Origin of the sequence: Pectobacterium aroidearum, from assembly GCF_041228105.1 — a bacterium.
Taxonomy (GTDB): Bacteria; Pseudomonadota; Gammaproteobacteria; order Enterobacterales; family Enterobacteriaceae; genus Pectobacterium; species Pectobacterium aroidearum.
Map to the genome: position 1 here is coordinate 4,628,742 of NZ_CP166097.1, position 17,494 is coordinate 4,646,235.

12 protein-coding genes are annotated in these 17,494 nt (G+C 53.4%); 8 read left to right on the forward strand and 4 right to left on the reverse strand.

The annotated features are described in order from the left end of the window. Positions 1 to 16: 16 nt before the first annotated feature. The 4 genes from AB8809_RS20860 to rhaS form a co-directional block, all read right to left on the reverse strand. On the reverse strand, positions 17 to 322 hold the full coding sequence (locus AB8809_RS20860; RefSeq protein WP_349856501.1) for a type II toxin-antitoxin system RelE/ParE family toxin: 306 nt from the start codon (positions 320 to 322) through the stop codon (positions 17 to 19). Next, positions 310 to 600 (reverse strand): ribbon-helix-helix protein, CopG family, encoded by a 291-nt coding sequence (locus tag AB8809_RS20865; protein WP_349856502.1) that lies wholly within the window; start codon positions 598 to 600, stop codon positions 310 to 312. Before AB8809_RS20865 ends, AB8809_RS20860 begins: the two co-directional genes overlap by 13 nt. A gap of 61 nt (positions 601 to 661) precedes the next feature. After that, positions 662 to 1,516 carry a helix-turn-helix domain-containing protein gene (locus tag AB8809_RS20870; protein WP_300997161.1) on the reverse strand — a complete coding sequence of 285 codons (855 nt, stop codon included), beginning with the start codon at positions 1,514 to 1,516 and terminating at the stop codon, positions 662 to 664. A 24-nt stretch (positions 1,517 to 1,540) separates the two neighbouring features. Then, entirely contained in the window at positions 1,541 to 2,380 is an 840-nt protein-coding gene (rhaS, locus tag AB8809_RS20875) for an HTH-type transcriptional activator RhaS (protein ID WP_194431515.1), read from the reverse strand. A 335-nt stretch (positions 2,381 to 2,715) separates the two neighbouring features. Between rhaS and rhaB the strand changes: the two genes are divergently transcribed. The 8 genes from rhaB (at position 2,716) to AB8809_RS20915 (ending at position 17,225) form a co-directional block, all read left to right on the forward strand. Then, positions 2,716 to 4,206 carry a rhamnulokinase gene (rhaB, locus tag AB8809_RS20880; protein ID WP_349856503.1) on the forward strand — a complete coding sequence of 497 codons (1,491 nt, stop codon included), beginning with the start codon at positions 2,716 to 2,718 and terminating at the stop codon, positions 4,204 to 4,206. After that, positions 4,203 to 5,465 carry an L-rhamnose isomerase gene (locus AB8809_RS20885; protein WP_349856504.1) on the forward strand — a complete coding sequence of 421 codons (1,263 nt, stop codon included), beginning with the start codon at positions 4,203 to 4,205 and terminating at the stop codon, positions 5,463 to 5,465. Before rhaB ends, AB8809_RS20885 begins: the two co-directional genes overlap by 4 nt. A gap of 4 nt (positions 5,466 to 5,469) precedes the next feature. After that, positions 5,470 to 6,294, forward strand: coding sequence for a rhamnulose-1-phosphate aldolase (gene rhaD / locus AB8809_RS20890; RefSeq protein WP_181830003.1), 825 nt, complete (start codon positions 5,470 to 5,472; stop codon positions 6,292 to 6,294). A gap of 88 nt (positions 6,295 to 6,382) precedes the next feature. Beyond that, the gene (rhaM, locus tag AB8809_RS20895; protein WP_012773129.1) at positions 6,383 to 6,697 is read left to right on the forward strand and encodes an L-rhamnose mutarotase; all 315 of its coding nucleotides are present in this window, start codon (positions 6,383 to 6,385) and stop codon (positions 6,695 to 6,697) included. Between the two features lie 555 nt (positions 6,698 to 7,252). After that, complete coding sequence (locus AB8809_RS20900) at positions 7,253 to 8,830, forward strand: methyl-accepting chemotaxis protein (RefSeq protein ID WP_180778900.1); 1,578 nt, start codon at positions 7,253 to 7,255, stop codon at positions 8,828 to 8,830. 501 nt (positions 8,831 to 9,331) lie between these two features. Next, positions 9,332 to 12,043, forward strand: a complete 2,712-nt coding sequence (mgtA, locus tag AB8809_RS20905; RefSeq protein ID WP_349856505.1) for a magnesium-translocating P-type ATPase — start codon at positions 9,332 to 9,334, stop codon at positions 12,041 to 12,043. Between the two features lie 203 nt (positions 12,044 to 12,246). Further along, positions 12,247 to 14,901, forward strand: coding sequence for a fibronectin type III domain-containing protein (locus AB8809_RS20910; RefSeq protein ID WP_349856506.1), 2,655 nt, complete (start codon positions 12,247 to 12,249; stop codon positions 14,899 to 14,901). 362 nt (positions 14,902 to 15,263) lie between these two features. Further along, positions 15,264 to 17,225, forward strand: a complete 1,962-nt coding sequence (locus tag AB8809_RS20915) for a nitrate- and nitrite sensing domain-containing protein (protein ID WP_349856507.1) — start codon at positions 15,264 to 15,266, stop codon at positions 17,223 to 17,225. Positions 17,226 to 17,494: the final 269 nt, after the last annotated feature.

A 17,494-nucleotide genomic window follows, 5' to 3' on the forward strand; every position in this document is an offset into this window, starting at 1 on the left:
ATCTTAGAGGACAGTATTAAAGGTTTTGGTAACCGGCTTCTTTTTGATGCTTGACGGTCAGTATCACCGCTCTGTCAGTCAGTTCATCATGACGGTAAAGCATCACGTACCCGCTGCTGCCGAATTCGATCACCAGCTCCTGATATTCAAGGGGGAGGTGTTCAACGGGTCGCCCGATATTCGGCAGCGCTGCTAACTGACGAATGCCCCGAATCAAAACTTCAGCGGCCTTTTTCGCAGCCAGCGCATTTTTGTTTTTTAGAAAATCCTGCAAACGCTGTAAACCACGCCTCGCGCTTTCTGAAACAATCATTTGTGGCATGCAGGCGCATCCTGTTCATGCCCAGAACCCCAGGATTCTAACCAGGTGACGGTCTCATCTGCGGTGATGTGTTCGCCGGTGTTCTGGTATTCCTCCCACGCGACCAGCGTCTCTTTACGATACTGACTGCGTTTTTCTTCACGCTCCACGTATTCGGCAATCGCTTCCAGCATCAACGCATGGGCTGAGCTATGGCGGTCATCGGCCAACGTTTTCAGTCGTTCTTTAATATCCTGAACGATGCGCAGCGTCGTGGTTTGGCGTGTCGTGTCGGCCATGATGTGCTCCGGTTAATATCACTGGTGTCACCAATGACATTAACTCTGAATGATGCAGGTGTCACTCCACATTCAGGAAGCGCTGGCGGTAGGCGCTGGGCGAGATGCCGAACGCCTGATGGAACACCACAGAGAAGTAGTTGCTGTCTTCAAACCCGCACAGCGCGGCAATGTCACCGATGGTTTGCAGATCATAACGCAGCAGTTCCATCGCCTTGCATAGCCGCAGCTGGCGCAGGTAGTGCGGCACACTCATGCCCGTTTGTTCTTTAAAGCGCGAACGCAAACTGCGCGCGCTGAAGTGGTGCTGTTCGCAGAAGGCTTCAAAGCGGAACGGTGCCGCAATACTGGCACGCAGCGCATTCATCAACATATCTAGCTGGTGCGCATCGGCGAGCTGCGGATTATCCGGCGTGTGACGATAGCGCGCCGCCAGCAGCGCAATCTGCAACAGCAGCGCTTCACTCAGTTGCAGCGACAGCGCATCGGATTTCATACACTCCTGCCTCAACGCATCCACCTTCTCACGAAGGGTATCCATACCTTCGGAGCCTAGACACCAGTGCCGCTGGCTTTGTGGATGTTCCCCGCCCGGCAGCAACCTCTGCCAGTCAGCCGAGAGCGTCAGGCGGTTGCGAATATAGAGGATATTGTCCAGTTCTAGACCGTGGACAGATTCATAGCTGTGACGATCGTTAGCAGAAACATAAAACATATCGCCGCGGGTAATGCGGTAAGGTACATCGTTCCAGAGGTGCAGGCCATTCCCGCGCCAGACAATCACCAGTTCGTCAAAATCATGATGATGCAGCGGAAACACCGGCTGCGGGTGGCGTTCGGCAACCATCACGACATTCTTGTCGGTGAGGAAATAGTCTTCAGTCTGTAATTTTAAACCCCGTACTGCTGTCGCCATTTCCTCACCCGCAGTTGCTGTTAGCTACTCTTCACGAGAAAACGCCTGATGGCGTAGTGACTTAGGCGCCTGCGAGAATGCCTTGCGGAATTGCGTCGAGAAGTGATTGCTGTCGCTAAATCCACAGGCGTGCGCAATGGTGGTGATGGAATCATCACTCTGCTGCAACCGCCGACGTGCCTCCAGTAATCTTAACCGATTCAGATAGCGTTGTGGCGTCATACCGGTGTGTTGTTTGAGCTGACGATGAAGTGTGCGCAGCGGCAGCGAGAATCGATCGGCCAGACTGCCCCAGTTCACCTCTTCGCTGTAGTTGTTTTGCAACCAACCCAGCAATGCCTGTACTCCCTGACGCTCGGAACCACTACTCTGCGTCTGGAAGCACTGTTGACGCAACTGCACCAGAATGTGCAGAAACAGGCTTTCACTGGCGGCAATCGCTTCCGGCGCATCGCTCTGCGCCAGCTCTGCCAGACTGTTCAACGACTGCTTCAACTGCTGCATCCCCGTAGCATTGACCTGCCACTGCCCCTGCCACTCGCCGTTCGGGCCATACGGCAAGAATGCGGCGATATCGGAAAGGAAGCGGAACCCGCGCGGCGAGCGATACAGCATGTTAGTCAGACACAGCCCTTCCACGTCTTCAAACAGATGCCGATCGTTATCACGAACAAAGAACACCGAACCGCTGCACAGTGCATAAGGCTGATCGTTAAACACATGGACGCCTGCGCCCTGCTCCACCAGCACAATCTCCCAGAAATCATGGTAGTGCTCAGGAAAAGCCGTTTGCGGAGTACGCGGTTCTACCGCCACCGTTACGGCACGCGAAGTAAAAAAATCATCACCACGAAGTAACGTCATTTCAGTTCTCCATTCGGCCTCTGGCAAAAATGCGGCCTTTGAAAAAGGGTAGCCAGAAGCCACAGAACCGACCTTAAATTACCGTCACCTGCATGCCGTCTGGCTGCTCTTTTTTTAAGATCGCACCGCCCAATTGGTTGAAGTGTGGTAAGGATCACACCGTCTTTTCCCTGATTTTTTCGTGGTTATTTCCCGAATAATTTCCCAGATTGTGAGCCCTTTCACGGTCAGCTTTGTCATTTTGCCAGCCGCCTGTTGTTGATGGCACTCATAGGAAGGTGGCTGCCGTTACCGCTCTTTACACTGCAACACATCCAACAATAAGGAGTGCGGCTATGGCGGTGAAGAATATCGTGGCGGTGGATTTAGGTGCATCCAGTGGTCGGGTCATGCTGGCAACCTTGCACACCGCAACGCAGCATCTGACGCTGAAAGAAATTCACCGTTTCAGCAATACGCTGGTGTTTCAGGACAATCATCACCAGTGGGATCTCGCCGCGCTGGAACGCGATATCCTCACCGGGTTACACCAAATCGATGCCATGGGTATCGTTCCCGATAGCATCGGGATCGACAGTTGGGGCGTCGATTACGTGCTACTCGATCAGGACGGACAGCGTGTCGGCCTGCCGTATTCCTATCGCGACCACCGCACCGACGGCGTGATGGCTACCGTCACCACCGAACTGGGACGTGAAGCTATCTATCAGCGTACCGGCATTCAATTCCTGCCATTTAATACGCTGTACCAGCTTAAAGCGCTGTGCGATGCGCCATCTGACGATCTGCATCAGGTGGCACACCTGCTGATGATTCCCGACTATTTTCACTATCGCCTCACGGGAAGTCTGGTCTGCGAATACACCAACGCCAGCACGACCCAACTGCTTAGCCTCGAAAAGAAAACCTGGGACAGCGAACTACTGGACTATCTGGGTGTACCACGTCGCTGGTTGAGCGAGCCGGTACAGCCGGGGCACGCTGTAGGGAACTGGGCTGCGCCGAGCGGACGGCAGATTCCCGTCACCGCCGTCGCCACGCACGATACCGCCAGCGCAGTGGTTGGCGCGCCGTTACAGAGTCGCGACAGCGCCTATCTCAGCTCCGGCACCTGGTCGCTGATGGGTATCGAAAGCGACACGCCATTTAACAGCCCGCAGGCGCTAGCTGCCAATATCACCAACGAAGGCGGCGTAGACGGCACCTATCGGGTGCTGAAAAACATCATGGGACTGTGGCTGCTACAGCGGGTTTGTCAGGAGCGTGACATCAAGGACTTAGGCGCGCTGATTGAGGCCGCCGCCGCCCTGCCCGCTTTCACCAGCCTGATTAACCCTAATGACGATCGCTTTATCAATCCGCCATCCATGCATCAGGCGATCCGCGACTATTGCCGTGAGCACGGCCAGCCGGTGCCCCACAGCGATGCCGAGCTGGCACGCTGCATCTTTGACAGCCTCGCGCTGCTCTATAGACAGGTAGTTCTGGAACTGGGCGAACTGCGCCACGCACCGATCCGCCAGTTGCACATTGTCGGCGGCGGCAGCCAGAACGCTTTCCTGAACCAGCTGTGCGCCGATGTGTGCCAAATTCCAGTTCTAGCCGGGCCGGTCGAAGCTTCGACGCTTGGCAATATCGGCTGCCAGTTGATGGCGCTGGGCGCCGTCGCCGACCTTGCCGCATTCCGGCACATGCTGACTCATAACTTCCCTTTGCATCGCTATACCCCGCGTGCGGAGAGTGATTTTGCCGGGCACTGGCGTCGTTTTCAGGCGCTCAGCCAGCCAGAAACCGCCCCGAAGGGCAAAAAGGAGACCACGCAATGAGCACACCAATTGAAACCGCCTGGCAGTTGGCAAAAGCGCGTTACGCCAGCCTGAATATTGACGTAGAGGCCGCGCTGGAACAGCTCGATCAGATTCCGGTGTCAATGCACTGCTGGCAGGGTGACGATGTGGCCGGATTTGAGAACACCGGCGGGCCACTGACCGGCGGCATTCAGGCTACTGGCAACTACCCCGGCAAAGCGAGCACGCCGGATGAACTGCGTGCCGATCTGGAACAGGCCTTTGCGCTCATTCCCGGCCCCAAACGGCTGAACCTGCACGCCATCTATCTGGAATCCGCACAGCCCGTCGCCCGTAATGAAATTGCCCCCGAGCACTTCCGCACCTGGGTTGAGTGGGCCAAACGCCACCAGCTCGGGCTGGATTTTAACCCGACCTGCTTCTCTCACTCGCTGAGCGCGGACGGCTTCACCCTGTCACACCCGGACGAAAAAGTACGCCGCTTCTGGATTGAGCACTGTCAGGCCAGCCGCCGGATTTCCGCCTACTTCGGTCGCGAACTCGGCACGCCGTCGGTGATGAACATCTGGGTGCCGGACGGCATGAAAGACTTGACCATCGATCGTCTGGCATTCCGTCAGCGGCTGCTCAGCGCGCTGGATGAGATCATCGCCGAGCCGCTCGATCAGGCGCACCATATTGACGCCGTAGAAAGTAAGCTGTTCGGAATCGGCGCGGAAAGTTTTACCGTCGGCTCCAACGAATTCTACCTCGGCTATGCAGCCAGCCGCGGCACCGCACTCTGTCTGGATGCCGGACACTTCCACCCGACCGAAGTCATTTCCGACAAAATCTCCAGTGCCATTCTGTACGTACCGCGTCTGCTGCTGCACGTCAGCCGTCCGGTACGCTGGGACAGCGACCATGTGGTGCTGCTGGATGACGAAACGCAGGCCATCGCACACGAAATCGTACGCCATAAGCTGCTTAATCGCGTGCATATCGGGCTCGACTTCTTTGATGCCTCGATCAACCGCATTGCCGCCTGGGTTATTGGCACGCGCAATATGAAGAAAGCTCTGCTGCGCGCGCTGCTGGAACCCACAGAAACGCTGCGCAAGCTGGAACAAAACGGCGATTACACCGCGCGTCTGGCTCTGCTGGAAGAGCAAAAATCGCTACCGTGGCAGGCCGTGTGGGAGCACTACTGCCAGCGTCATGACGTCATCCCAGGCAGCGAATGGCTGCAACAGGTGCGTCAGTATGAAGAAACCATCCTCACTCAACGTCAAGGGTAAGAATATGCAAGCAATTCTCTCTTCCTGGTTTGTACAGGGAATGATTAAAGCCACCAGCGACATGTGGCTCAAAGGCTGGGACGAACGTAACGGCGGTAACGTCAGCCTGCGCCTGACGGCTGAGGATGTGACGCCTTATGAAAGCGATTTCTATCCGCAGCCGCGCCATGAGGCGCTATCACAGCCGATGCCGGCACTGGCAGACTGCTGGTTTATCGTCACCGGCTCCGGCAAATTTTTCCGCAACGTTCAGTTGGATCCAGCCGATTCGCTGGTGGTGTTGCAGGTTGATAGCGATGGCAAAGGCTATCGTATTTTCTGGGGCCTCACCAACGGCGGTCTGCCGACCTCTGAACTGGCTTCGCATTTCCAGTCGCACATTGTGCGTATGGGTGTGACCCACGGGCACGATCGCGTCATCATGCACTGCCACGCGACCAATCTGATCGCCCTGAGCTATGTGCTGGAGCTGGATACCGCTAAATTCACCCGTGAACTGTGGGAAGGCAGCACAGAGTGTCTGGTGGTCTTCCCGGACGGCGTGGGAATTGTGCCGTGGATGGTGCCGGGTACCGACGCCATTGGCGATGCCACCTCCGAACAAATGCAGCGTCATTCGCTGGTGCTGTGGCCTTTCCACGGTATCTTCGGCACCGGTCCGACGCTGGACGACGCCTTCGGCCTGATCGATACCGCGGAAAAATCCGCCGAAGTGATGGTGAAAGTGAGATCGATGGGCGGTAAGAAGCAGACGATCTCGACCGAAGAGCTGATCGCACTGGGTAAACGTTTCGGCGTCACCCCTATGGAAGCCGCACTACGCGTGTAGTTCGTCTAACGTATCGCTTTCCTTCAGCCTCAACCCGCCACGGCATCCGCGTCGTGGCGGGCAGCCAACGATTACGGGGGATTCATCCATGTTGCGTAAGGCTTTTGTGATGTCGGTTTTTCCTGACTGCCACGACGACTACCAGCGTCGCCACAATCCTATCTGGCCGGAACTGGCCGAAGTGCTGAAAAATCACGGCGCGCACCACTACAGTATCTTTCTGGATAAACAGCGCAATCTGCTATTTGGCTATGTGGAAGTCGAATCCGAAGCGCGCTGGGAAGCGATTGCGCAAACGGAAGTCTGCCAGCGCTGGTGGAAATACATGAGCGACGTAATGCCTTCCAATCCCGATAACAGCCCGGTCAGTGAAGCGCTGGAACCCGTGTTCTATCTGGACTAACGCATACTAGACATCATCGTGCAGCGGTAACGACATTACCGCTGTGTCATTATGGTTGAAGAAATAAAAAGAAATAATTTGTCATTTAACTAATGAATCCTGTTACTTATTATCATTATTTTTAAGTCACATACCCTAAATAATTCGAGTTTCAGGAAGGCGGCAAGCGAAGGAATCCCGATGAGCTTACTTGAGTAAGTGATTCGGGTGACTGAACGCAGCCAACGCACATGCAACTTGAAGTATGACGGGTATAAATAATTAACAATTATTGATGGCTATCACATTTTATTTCTCTTATTTGTGAATAGTCCACTTCTTGTATTAAAAATAAAAATTTTTATTAAAACAATGTTTAACAACCACCCTTTCCATCTAAAACAAATCCACACAAAAACAAAAATAATCGAAATTTAGTATCGCCAAAATGCATACAGTTATTATTAAATTCCGTTTATACCCCCTACTCTCTTTATCGAATTACACATTATAAAGATCTTATTTTATTTGCCGTTATCACTATTACCTTCTCTCTAATAATCAATAAGAACCGCGATGAAATTCTCTCAACTCACAGTGTTCTCCAAGTTATTACTCGGATTTTCCGTCCTGATAGCCATGATGTTGCTATTAGGGGTGGTTTCACTACTCCAGCTTAGCGTTAATAATAGTCGTATTGATGAATTAAGCAGCAGCAGCCTGCCCGGCGTGCGATATAGTCTGGAAATGCGCGGCGTATTGTCTGAAACACGTTTGCAGCAAATACAGTATATCGACTCCAAAACCCCCGAGGAGCGCGAAGGCCACCGCAAAGAATTACTGCAAAACGCCGATGCTTTCCTTGCCGCGTTTAAGAATTACCAAACCGTTGCCAACAGCGAGGATAAAAAAGCGCTGATTAAGGTGATTGGCGATAATTTCTCTGGTTTTAACTCCGTCAATGCCACGCTGATTGATACCGTTAACCGGGGCGATCTGGCGGAAGCGAGTAGAATCAGCGGCGCAAATTCCTCCAAATATCGTAGCCAGCTAATGAAAGATCTGGCGAAGCTGGTCGAAATGGAAGTGGCGACGGCAAAAAATATCGTCGACGGTGCCAATTCGACGTATCGGACGTCACAATACTATGTATGGGGACTGTTGCTACTCGCTCTGCTGACGACAGCCGTTATCGCCACCATTATCTCACGTAATATTTCACGCCAGCTCGGCGGCGACCCGCATTACGCTCAGGAAATCATGACCGAGATTGCTTCCGGTAATCTCACAACAGAGATCAAGCTACGTCAGGGGGATAACAGCAGCCTGCTGGCGTCCATCAACCACATGAATCGGCAGTTGGTGAACACCGTACACACCATCATGAACGGCAGCGAATCCATCACGCTAGCATCCAGTGAGATTGCTCAGGGCAACAGCGACCTGTCGCAGCGTACCGAAGAGCAGGCAGCTTCGCTGATTCAGGCATCGGCCAATATGCAGCAACTGACGCACACCGTGCGCCAGAATGCGGATAACGCCAAAGAAGCCAGCCAACTGGCACAGCAAACCTCGGAAACGGCCTCTCAGGGTGGGCTTATCGTGGACGACATGCTCAAGCGGATGCATGAGATTTCCGATAGCTCGCAGAAGATCGTCGACATTATCGCCGTGATCGAAGGGATTGCCTTCCAGACCAATATCCTTGCACTGAACGCGGCAGTAGAAGCGGCCAGAGCGGGTAGCGAAGGGAAAGGCTTTGCCGTCGTGGCAGGCGAAGTACGGACGCTGGCACAGAAGAGCGCCAACGCCGCCAAGGAGATCAAAACGCTGATCGAAGGCACCGTTGAGAAGATTACCGACGGCTCCGCGCGGGCAGACAAAGCCAGCCAGGCGATGTCGGAAATTGTGCAATCGGTGAAAAAGGTCACCGATATCGTGGCGGAAATTTCTCAAGCTTCCAACGAACAGCACATCGGCATCAAAGAGATTAGCGTGGCAGTAGAACAAATGGATCGGGTTACCCAGCAGAACGCAGCGCTGGTTGAAGAATCCGCCACGGCAGCCCATGCGATGACGGAACAGGGGGAGCAACTGCGCGATGCGGTTCGTTTCTTCAAAGTCAATCAGGACCACTTACTGAGAATTCATTAATTCTCATCTGCCCCGTTGGCTACCCAGCGGGGCAGTACATTTTTCCGATCGCTACGGCTTCTGATCCCATCCCTTCCGAGCGCCTCACCCACGGCAGTGCTATACGCCGTAGCAGCGCCTGCTGACAGACGACAAGCACATTCAATCTGACTCATGAACAAACGTTGACGTGCGGTTTAGGCAAACAAGGTTATTGTTGCACCACTACACTATGAGTTCTGTTTCTAATACTCAATTCTATGACCCTGTTTCGTCAGCCGACGATGCGGTCTATTTAATATCTCGCCGCACGGCGATAAGGAGACAACATGGACGAGCACCCTAGATGGCCCGGTAAACCGCATCCGTTAGAATAAGGACCGTCTTCTTCCCCGACCTCTCTGTTCTCTCTGCCTGCGCCGTTTACCTCCCTTAATACCTTTATTTTTCTCCGCTTTACGTCCCTTTATCCGGGATGCGCGCCCGTGCGTGGCGGACAGGCTACATTAAGAGAGCAGTATCATGACCGATATGATCACGCAAACGGGGTATCGCCGCGCCCGTAAAACCCCCACGGCCACCTTTGCGATTGCCCGCGAGGCACAAAACAGCCTCGATCAAACGCTGGCTAACCTGAATACCCATCTGCATGGTTTAAGCCATGATGACGTTATTGAACGTCAGCAGACCTATGGCGAAAACCGCGTCGCCCATGAGAAAGCGCCGCACGCGCTGGTGCAGTTGGCTGCCGCCTTTAATAACCCGTTTATTTACGTACTGACAGCGCTGGCCGCTATCAGCTTTTTCACCGATTACTGGCTACCGCTGCGCCATAACGAAGAGACGTCACTCACCGGTGTGATCATCATTCTGGTAATGGTGAGCCTGAGCGGCCTGCTGCGCTTCTGGCAGGAGTTTCGCACCAATAAAGCCGCAGAAGCGCTGAAATCCATGGTGCGGACAACGGCTACCGTACTGCGTCGCCCTCACGCCAGTGCCACGGCCGTCATGCAGGAAATTCCGCTTCAGCAGTTGGTGCCCGGCGATATGCTGTTCCTCTCCGCTGGCGATATGGTGCCTGCGGATGTCCGGCTGGTGGAATCACGCGATCTGTTCGTCAGTCAGGCGGTACTGACCGGTGAATCGCTGCCGATCGAAAAATATGACGTGTTCAGCGATATCAGCGCCAAAGGCTCTCAGCCTACTGGCTGCGTCGGCGAAAGCGATCTGCTGGCGTTATCCAATATCTGCCTGATGGGAACCAACATTTCCAGCGGTACGGCAACCGCCATCGTCGTAGCGACGGGTAGCCATACCTACTTTGGCTCGCTGGCAAAATCTATCGTCGGCACCCGTTCCCAAACCGCCTTCGATCGCGGCGTGAACAGCGTAAGCTGGCTGTTGATCCGCTTTATGATCGTGATGGTGCCCATCGTGTTGCTGATTAACGGTTTCACCAAAGGCGACTGGATGGAGGCCAGCCTGTTTGCGCTGGCGATCGCGGTTGGCCTGACGCCGGAAATGCTGCCGATGATTGTCTCCTCCAATCTGGCAAAAGGCGCGATTGCCATGGCGCGGCGTAAAGTGGTGGTTAAACGACTAAACGCCATTCAGAACTTTGGTGCGATGGATGTGCTATGCACCGATAAAACCGGCACGTTAACGCAGGATCGCATCATCCTCGAGCATCACCTGAATACGCAGGGCCAGGTCGATGAGAGCGTGCTGCAACTCGCCTGGCTCAACAGCGCGCATCAGAGCGGCATGAAAAACCTGATGGATCAGGCCATCATGCAGTTTGGTCGCCATAACCCCGCCATTGCCGCGCTGGGCCGCTACCGCAAAATCGATGAGCTGCCGTTTGATTTTATTCGCCGTTGCCTGTCCATCATCGTTGCGGATGAACACGACCAGCAACGCCTGATTTGCAAAGGCGCAGTAGAAGAAATGCTGTCTGTCGCCACACACGTCAATGAAAACGGGCAGCGCTATGAACTGGACGATGAACGCCGCAACACGCTGAAAATGCTGGCAGAAAACTACAATCAGCAAGGGTTTCGCGTGCTGATGATCGGCACCCGTGAACTGAGTCCGGTAGGCAGCACGCTGCCGCTCAGCGCTGAGGATGAACGTGACCTGACCATCTGCGGCCTGCTGACGTTTCTCGATCCGCCGAAAGAAAGTGCCTCTGCCGCCATTCGTGCCCTGCATGAAAACGGTGTGACGGTGAAAGTTCTGACGGGCGACAACGCGATTATTACCAGCAAGATCTGTCGCGATGTCGGGCTGGAACCGGGTGAGGTACTGGAAGGGAATGCTATTGATGCACTCAGCGATGAACAGCTCGGCGTTCTGGTGGAACAGCGCACCATTTTTGCCCGGCTGACGCCGCTACAAAAATCTCGCGTGCTGAAAGCCCTGCAAGGCAATGATCATACGGTCGGCTTTTTAGGCGACGGTATCAACGATGCCCCCGCCCTGCGTGATGCCGACATCGGGATTTCTGTCGATACCGGCACGGATATCGCCAAAGAGTCGGCCGATATCATTCTGCTGGAAAAGAACCTGATGGTGCTGGAAGAAGGCGTCATCAAAGGGCGAGAAACGTTCGGTAATATCATCAAATACCTGAACATGACCGCCAGTTCCAACTTCGGCAACGTGTTTTCAGTGCTGGTCGCTAGCGCCTTTATTCCGTTCTTACCGATGCTGGCGATCCATCTGCTGATTCAGAACCTGATGTATGACATTTCCCAGCTGTCGCTGCCGTGGGACAAAATGGATAAGGAATTCCTGCGTAAACCACGTAAATGGGATGCCAAAAATATCGGTCGCTTCATGCTGTGTATCGGACCGACGTCATCGATTTTTGATATCACCACCTACGCGCTGATGTGGTTCGTGTTTGCCGCTAACAGCGTGGAGCATCAGGCGTTATTCCAGTCAGGCTGGTTCGTTGAGGGGTTGTTGTCACAAACGCTGGTCGTACACATGCTGCGTACCCAAAAAATCCCGTTCATTCAAAGCACTGCGGCGCTGCCGGTGATGTTGATGACTGGGCTGGTGATGGCGATGGGCATCTACCTGCCGTTCTCTCCACTGGGGCCGCTGGTCGGGTTGCAGCCGCTACCGTGGGAATATTTCCCCTGGCTGGCCGCCACGCTGATTGGCTACTGCACCGTCGCACAACTGGTCAAACGCGCCTATATCCGCCGCTTCGGCCAATGGTTCTGATCCCTTCTTTACCTCTTCACGGCGGGTGCACAGTCACCCGCCTAATAGAATCACAAAAATGCTGATGAGAAAGCGCGAATTACATACAAAAGTCATCGTTTAATTCAGCAAACAATCACGACACGATAGGTCAGTATTTAAGCTGTCACAAAAATTTGATACTTCACATATGGACGATGGTAATCGGGAAAAGGAGTTACACGATGATACCAGCACGACTAAGGAAAGCCTTACTGCTCACTCTGGCGTTGGCCTCAGCGACCGCCTTCAACGCAGTAAGCACCATAGCAAACTCAGCCTCAGCAGCAAGTGTAGAGGCGACAGGCCTCGTTGATAGCATTACCTTTGGCGATAAAACGTCAGAAAGCGGCCACGACCTCAATGCAAACAACAGCCAGACTATTGCGGGAGCACTGGGCGAATCGTCACGTAAATTACTGCCGTTTCAGCAACCCGGTGTCGATGGCGGTAGCCTGACATTTACGATGCAGATCGATCCGCTGCGTCGCAATTATGTTTCCGTCAAACTGTGGGGGGAAGACGACGGTAACATTAATACGGGTCGCCTCTACCTTTATATGATCAAAGACGGCGTCGAGTACCAGATCGGTTACCGTCACGAAGGCGACTATTCGCCGCTCAGCGTCGCCCACTGGCACAAGCCGCTGCCGGGGCGCTTTTTCTACTCCACCACACTGCTACCTTATTCCATGACCAAAGGCAGTACGTCGGTCACCTTGAAAATTGTCTCAACGGGACGACTCTATCCGTTTGGCTCTGGAGGCCCAGAATCAGCCAACCCTTATCAGTATGCGATGAACCAGCCAAGCCGGGGTATTTATCGTGCCTACACGCATGTCGATCCCTTCCTCAATGTTGCGGGAGAAAAACAGGGCAGTGAGCCCGCCGCAACGACCCGCCCTTCGCCGGGTGATGAAATCCTTGGCACAAACGGTCGGTTTCGCACTGCGGTGAATAATCGCATCCAGACGCTTATTAACAAGCCCTCGACAACCGATGCGTTGTCTGGCGGGGATTTACGCTATCTGGCACGCGCCTGGTCCGTTCCCGAATTAGTCAGCTATCAAAACTCAGGTCTGGTGGATAAAGTCGTTGCAACGCTTGATGCTTACGCGGCGCAGTACTACGCCGATACCAAAATTGCGACAAAGAACTGGGGCGGCAATTTTGGCTCTCAAGGCCAGGCTATCTATTACCTTCGGAATGCGTTGACGGCCTCACGCCTTGATGAGTCAGTAAACTATGGCAACGCGGGAGTTAAAAAACGCCGTGTGGCCTGGGCTGATATGCTGTTCGCCAGCCGCGAGTTTGGCCGTCAGAAAAATCGTCTGGTCTTAAGTAACCAATCACTCATCGCTAATACCAATATTTATTTCACCAACAAAGGGTTGCTGGTGTTGAGCGATTCGCGCGCTTTCCCTGAAACCACGGCTCAGCGTTATATCAAAGAAGCCGTCGGCCTGTTGCCCTGGACGGGGGATGATCGTAACGGACCGGGGGACGGTGGCTGGGCGCCGTTCGGCGATCGTTATTATCAGGTTACCGACAAAGGTCAGACTCGCGAGTGGGGCTATCTCGGGGCAGGCTACGGTGAAGTCCAGTCCTACCTCGCCGAATATTATCGCGTGACGGGCAATGAGGATTTTCGCAAGCAGATGATAAAAATGGCCAAAGCGCGTGCGCCATTCCGTCGTCCCGCGATCGAAATCAGTAATGGTGCCAACTACCGTGCAATGGAAGCGATTGGCCTGTTAGCCTGGCGTGGTGCGCACGAAAGCGACGGTAATTTCGCGGGTTTCCTTGCTTACGTCGATGCGGTAAATACCAATGAACGCGCCAAAGGACTTCGCGTCGCCGCTGCCAGTAAGGATGCCACGCTGATTGGCTATGCCAAACAGATGCTTGAGGACAATCAGTTCTTTGCCAACCTCGACGGCGCAGAGTCTGCATTTGAAGCGCTGGATGTTTTTGCCGATTACCAGACGATCAAAACCGCAAGCGACAGCGGCGCACGACTGCCGATGAGCGCAGACCAGCCGGATTTTGCCTGGGCGGATGAAGAAAACGCTATCGTGGCGGTCAAAAAGGGCAATGAGCGTCTGTGGCTGAGCACTTATTGGCAGGCCAAAGCAGGAACGGGTATCAACGGTCTGGCGCGTTTCCATTTCAGCACGCCGAGCTATGATCAGTACGGTGTACTGGAAACGACCCCAATTTTCCGTTCAACGACGAGCTATACACGGCCTAACCGCATCGACATGCCGGAGAAAACACCGTATACGCCACCGAACCCACCGACTAATGCCTATGCGGGGGAAGTGCTGCCACTGGGTATTAAACCGGAGGATGCATCCAACGATGAACCTTTCCGGGGTAAGGCCGATTTCTATGCTACGCGATTCGGTCACTATCTGATCGGTATCAATGCCAACGCCAGCAATCGCTACGTGTTGAAAACGCCGGTAGGCTTTAAGAACGCGGAAGATCTGGTATCACAGCGCACACTCTCAGGTAACATCACCGTCGATCCACGTTCTACCGCCGTGCTCTACCTGAATGACACCCGTGACACCAAAGCGGTGCCCAACGCGCCATTGCATCTGGGATCGCAAAATAGCAATGGTATAAACACGCTATTCTGGACACAGTCATCCGGTAGCGAGCACTATAAAGTCATGCGCTCTACCAGTGAAAACGGTACTTATCAGGCTATCGCAACCGTAACGGAAAATAGCTACAGCGATCGTACTGGCACGGCATCTGGTCGTTACTACTACCGGATCGTTGCCACTAACGGTAATGGAGAAAGCTACCCTTCCATGGCAAGTCAGCCCTAATAGGCTATCTTCAACATTCACGTGGCCCTGATGTTCTGGGGCCACGCTGCATTAACATCCACCATCTGTTCATCTATTTTTCTTATGTATCTCTTCTATTATTTTGCAGCGCATACGAATGTCCTTTATTCAAATACCTACATTTAGTTATTAAAAAGTGAGATAACGAGGTAGTACCATACCCTAATAGTGAAATCTTCTTGTGAAAGAAGTCCAACCAGAGTAGACGCACTTTTTTTATGGATGACACATCATCAATGCTAAATCATTGCTTCATATCGCCGAAACTAAAATAAACCCTGTCTACTTTTGCAAACTGCACATGTCAGGAACGGACTACTTGCAGACTATGGAGCACACCTATGAAATCCCTTCATCACATCTCGATCCGTAGTAAGTTCATTCTGGCCCTTCTCCCTCCTATTCTTGCTCTGTTGTGGTTCAGTTTTTCCGGCGTTATGGAGCGCCGCGGCACAGAAAACGAAATGATCCGTATGGCGAAACTCATCACGCTGGCGCGCGATGCAGGCGAATTCGCTCACCAGCTACAGCGCGAGCGGGGTATGAGTGCGGGTTATTTTGGCAGTCAGGGGAAAAAGTTTGGCTCAGAACTCACCACACAACGGCAGGACACCGATCGGGCACAGCAACAGTTTCAGCAAACAGCGGCGAATCTCAGCGACAGTGAACTCGGTAACGACGTGAGCGGTGAGATCGGTAAAATTGCACAGAGAATGCAACAGATTGGCGAGTATCGTCGCAACATCGATAGCCTGTCTATCTCTGTCACTCAGGCGCTCGGCTACTATTCCGATTCCGTCAATTATCTGTTAAACATTGTCGGAGATATGACCCATCTGGTCAGCGATGGCAGTATTGCCCAACGGCTGGCAGCCTATTACAGCCTGCTGAACGTTAAAGAGCAGGCCGGGCTTGAGCGCGCCGTGCTCTCTAACACCTTCTCCGCCAATAGCTTTGCTGCCGGTATGTTTGAGCGCCTGAACCAGATGGTCGGCAAAGGAGAGGCGTATACCACGGCCTATAGCATGTTCGCCAATACCGACCTGCGCAAGGCTTTTGAACAGGCTCTCAACAATCCGTCTGCACAAAACGCACTTCAGATGCGCAATAAAGCCATTGCTTCTCCTGGCGGTAACTTTGGCATTGATGCCAGCCAGTGGTTTAACCAGCAAACGGCGAAAATCGATGAGTTGAAAAAGGTTGAACAGCTTGCTGCCAACGATCTAGCGACACAGGTGAATACCTTAGCCGCCGAGGCTCGCCAGTCCTGGATTAGTTATCTGGCCGGCGCACTGATTTCTCTGCTCATGGCGCTCGGTCTTGCTTCAATGATTATGCGCAGCATCAACGAGCAGCTTCAGCAAACCCTGACAACCATTCGTGAAATGGGCGGGGATCTGACACGCCGCCTGCGCGTGCCGGGAACCGACGAGCTTTCGCAACTGAATCAGGCGTATAACGCCTCGCTGGAAAACATCGCCGATATGGTGGTGAGTATTAAGCACAGTTCACAAACCATCGGACGTGCCAGCAGCGAGATCGCTAACGGCAATCAGGATCTGGCGCAGCGTACCGAAGAGCAGTCCGCTTCGCTGGTGCAAACCGCCAGCAGCATGGAAGAGATTACCGTCACGGTAAAACAAACCGCTGACTTTGCCGGACAGGCGCGCCAGTTGACGACGGAAGTGGACGATCAGGCGCAACGCGTCGGCACCATTACCGAATCAGCCAGCGGCGCGATGGAAAGAATTCAGGACGCCAGCCAGCGCGTAAACGCTGTGGTGACAGCCATTGATGCCATTGCCTTTCAGACTAACCTGCTGGCGCTGAACGCAGCGGTCGAAGCCGCGCGAGCGGGGCAGCATGGCCGTGGGTTCTCGGTTGTTGCGGCGGAAGTTCGTCAGTTATCACAACGTAGTGCTGATGAAGCGGGCAAAATCCGCGCGCTCATCGCCGACAGTATTGCCAGCGTCAGTGAAGGAACAAAGCTGGTGAACCAATCGAACCGTGGGATTAGCGATATCGTCTCTGGCACGCGTAAAGTTCGCGATCTGGTGAATGAAATCGCGGTCGCCGCCGATGAACAGTCACTGGGTATCGCGCAAATTAACGAAGCGCTCAGCCAACTGGAGATGGTCACACAGCAGAATGCGACGCTGGTTTCTCAAGCTTCCGTTGCCAGCCAGCTACTGGATGAGCAGGCGATAGAAATGGAATCGCTGGTTAGCCGCTTCAAGGTTGACGACAGCGCCCCACAGCAGACGTTACAACAGTCTTTACCGCAAGCGCGGTTACCAAGGTAGATCATAAAGAAACGCGACAAACGTCTTCTGCTCTCTTAGCCGGGCGATACCGCCCGGATCCACGTAATTATTAAGAACAGATATTCGTATTATCCTCATCACCCTCTCTATCCCTCTATTATTTCCACACTTTATATTGGGCTATTTTGAGTAAAATATATTTTATATTTCCAAACATAATTATAATTGGTACCTCAGTCACTTTAATTAACTAATTAAAGTGGATGTCGATAACGCATTACTTTATATAAAAAGACGCAACAATAAGG